2 protein-coding genes are annotated in these 3,413 nt (G+C 47.8%); both read left to right on the top strand.

The window, feature by feature from the left end; all coding sequences use genetic code 11:
- Positions 1-132 precede the first annotated feature (132 nt).
- Positions 133-2,496: a patatin-like phospholipase family protein gene (locus tag JX312_RS10825; RefSeq protein ID WP_204458003.1), complete on the top strand. Its 2,364-nt coding sequence runs from the start codon at positions 133-135 to the stop codon at positions 2,494-2,496.
- A 134-nt stretch (positions 2,497-2,630) separates the two neighbouring features.
- Positions 2,631-3,404, top strand: a complete 774-nt coding sequence (locus tag JX312_RS10820; RefSeq protein ID WP_172469700.1) for an IS5 family transposase — start codon at positions 2,631-2,633, stop codon at positions 3,402-3,404.
- Positions 3,405-3,413 lie beyond the last annotated feature (9 nt).

The raw sequence follows: 3,413 nt of genomic DNA, 5'->3' as shown, positions 1-3,413 counted from the left end.
GCGAAAACACCTCGGAAATATCTCGCTGATGTTAAGAAAAAATAAGTCAAGACGAGTTCACTATTTCTTGCAGGCATTTGTTTATAAGTAAAAGTACTTTAACAGCTTCTTAAACAATTTTAACATCAGAGTATGGCGAAAAGGGTAATATTGTCGCTTCTGTTGTCGGTTCTGACATATGGAGCCTCAAGCGGTATGAATAATCCTGCCGACAGCATCGGATGCGAAACGGCACAAAGAAAGTGCGAGTCTCGTTTAGGACGTCAGAGTGTCGGACTTGTTCTCAGCGGCGGTGGAGCCAAGGGTATCGCCCATGTAGGTGTGATCAAGGCTCTTGAGGACAATGATATTCCGATAGATTATGTTACGGGCACATCCATGGGGGCTATCGTCGGCAGTCTATATTCCTGCGGATGGTCGCCCGAGAAGATGATAAAATTCTTTACCGCTCCCGACTTCATATACTGGAGCACAGGTGTCATCAATCCTGACCATAAATATTATCTGATGCAACCGTCGCCGACACCGCGCTGGCTCACGGCTAACATCAATCCTAAAGACACGACCGGATTCCTGAATCAGATCCTGCCTTCGAATCTGGTCAGTCCGTTGCCGATGAATATAGAATTTCTGAAAATCTATGGTCCCTATACTCTGCAGTGTCAGCGTAATTTCAATAAACTGTTTGTTCCGTTCCGGTGTGTCACAAGTGATGTCTATCATAAACGCAAGATCGTGCTCCACGGCGGTTCGTTAGGTGACGCCGTGCGTGCGTCCATGAGTTTTCCGTTCGTGTTCAAGCCCATAAAGATGGATGGAGTGCTTGTTTATGACGGAGGAATATATGACAATTTCCCGGTAGATGTGATGCAGACGGCATTCAATCCGGATTTCATAATCGGAGTTTCGGTGTCGGGTGCCGACAAGAAGCCGGAACCAGGCAACGTATATAGTCAGCTGGAAGATATGATTATCCAGAACAATGACTATAGCGTTCCTGCCCGAAACGGCATAAAGATACAGGTGCCGGTGCTTGATTTCGGTGTTCTGGATTTCGCAAAGGCGCGTACTATCTATGATATCGGATACAAGACCGGGCTTGAGATGGTGGATTCCATCAAACGTCGGGTCAGTGCCCGGGTGTCAGTAGCGGAGGTCAACGCCCGCAGGGAGCGTTTCGCCTCCCGGACACCGGCGTTGGGATTCGATTCCNTGGTGGTGACCGGTGCTAACGAAGGGCAGGCACATTATCTTGAGCATCTTTTCGAAGGCAACGGGCGTAAGCCTATCGGTATCGGCAAGGTCGAGGATTCTTATTACCGTGCCGTTACCGACGGCACATTGCGCAATCTTCTTCCTCAGCTCGAATCGGGGCGAGACGGTCGCAACACACTGCTTCTTGAGGCGACATTNCAGCGTCCCTGGTCAGTAGGGGTAGGGGGGTGGATAACCTCGACGGCAAACAGTATGCTTTATGTCGACCTGGGCTATCATTCACTCAGCTTCAACTCTCTTGACCTCAATCTCAGCGGCTGGATAGGGCAGTCATATCTTGCCGGCATGGTCAGCAGCAAATTCACCATGCGCAGTTCCGTGCCCTCTTTCGTTAGAATAGAGGGTGTCATGAGCCGTCAGAAATTTTACGACTCTCAGTTGCTCTTTTATGAGAACTCCACACCTACCTTCATCACAGAAATAGAAAATTTCATACGCGCTTCTTATGAATGGGCGATAGGTATGAAGACAAAAGGTTATGTGAGTCTCGGTTACGGATATATGTCAGATTCCTATTTCCCGACAAATGTTACGGATNATTCACAGACCTCGAAAGACAAGACCCAGTATCAGCTTGGTGTGGCGCGTGTCGGGGTCGAAAGCAATCTGTTGAACGACAATCTTTATCCCAATGCGGGTTATGCATGGAAAGCGGATGTCACACTTAGTTATGAATCATCGCGTTACACACCGCAGGGAGACAGATCGCTGCGCACGTCATATAACGGCGATTGCCGTGCGGCAGTGGAAGGTTACTGGAAGCGTTTTTTTCCGCTGAGCAAAAAGGTAAGACTCGGAGTGATGGGTAACGCGCGGGGCACGCTTCAGCAACTTAAGCAGAACTACACCGCCACGCTGATACATGCGGCGGCATTCGCCCCGACACCCTCCACACAGAACTATTTCAATGAGGCTTTCCGGTCAGACAACTACGTTGCCGCCGGACTGATACCGGTATGGAATCCGTTCGGCAAGTTGCAGCTCAGAGGCGATTTCTATGTGTATTCGCCGATACGCAATCTCGTTGCCGACGGTCCTGCTCATGCGCGTTACGACGGTTGGTTCCGCAAGGCGGAATTCATCGGAGAGTTGGCGGCGGTCTATAATTTCCCATTCGCCAGTCTCTCCCTCTACGGCAACTACCTTTCCTATCCGGCACGCAACTGGAACATAGGCATTAACTTCGGTCTCCTCTTCCACGCCCCGAAACTCCTTCGATAACTCAGTCAATATTGTTTAAGGAACTGTTTAAATTTAAACAGTTTCTTAGAGATTGTCTAAAAATTAGTGCGAAATAATGTTATTAGGCATAACAAACCCTCAATCAGAGTGTTGAAGGAGAAAAGACTAATATTATGCACGAAATCAATCTCTATCAGACACATCTGACCGAGGGTCAGTGGTCCTATATAAACAAAGAATTCCTTGAAAATGATAGACGCAAGAGAAAATATTCACTACAATCAGTTTTTGAAGCTATCCTCTACCTATTGGTCAGTGGTTGTCAATGGCGAAGGTTGCCTCACGACTATCCCGCGTGGAAAAGTGTCTATTATTACTACCATAAATGGAGACAAGAGGGTCGTGTCGAGCATTTCCTTGAGAAACTCGTCAGAAAGATACGTCGCAAACGCGGTCAGGCATCAAGTCCGAGTGTTGGCGCAATGGATGCTCAAAGTGTCAAATGGGGTAGCAGACAGGGAGATAACGGATATGACGGCAACAAAAAAATCAAGGGTGTCAAAAGAAATATCATCACCGACCGCAATGGCTTCATCCTTGCGAGGAAAGTCTGTAACGCCGGTATTCACGATTCAAAAATGGCTCATGAGCTATGCGGACTGGCGGATGATGTATGGGAAGACCTGCGCAAGGTATTGTGCGACCGAGGGTATCGGGGAGACGTGGACAAAGACATTGAAAAAGACTTCGGCATCGAACTTGAGGTATCCAATACCCCCAATGGAGTTAAGGGATTCCTGCCAAAGCCGCTCAGATGGGTGGTTGAGAGGACTTTCGCATGGCTTGATTCTTGCCGCAGACTCGCTCGAAATTATGAAATATCAAATGAATCAGCGGAAGAAATGATTGATTTCGCTGCCATAAAATTTTTAATCAATAAAATTTAGACAAGCTCT

Source organism: Barnesiella sp. CU968, from assembly GCF_905219685.1.
Classification (GTDB): Bacteria; Bacteroidota; Bacteroidia; order Bacteroidales; family Muribaculaceae; genus Lepagella; species Lepagella muris_A.
Note: the sequence above shows the minus strand (reverse complement) of the source record. Positions and strands in the feature narration are given on the sequence as shown.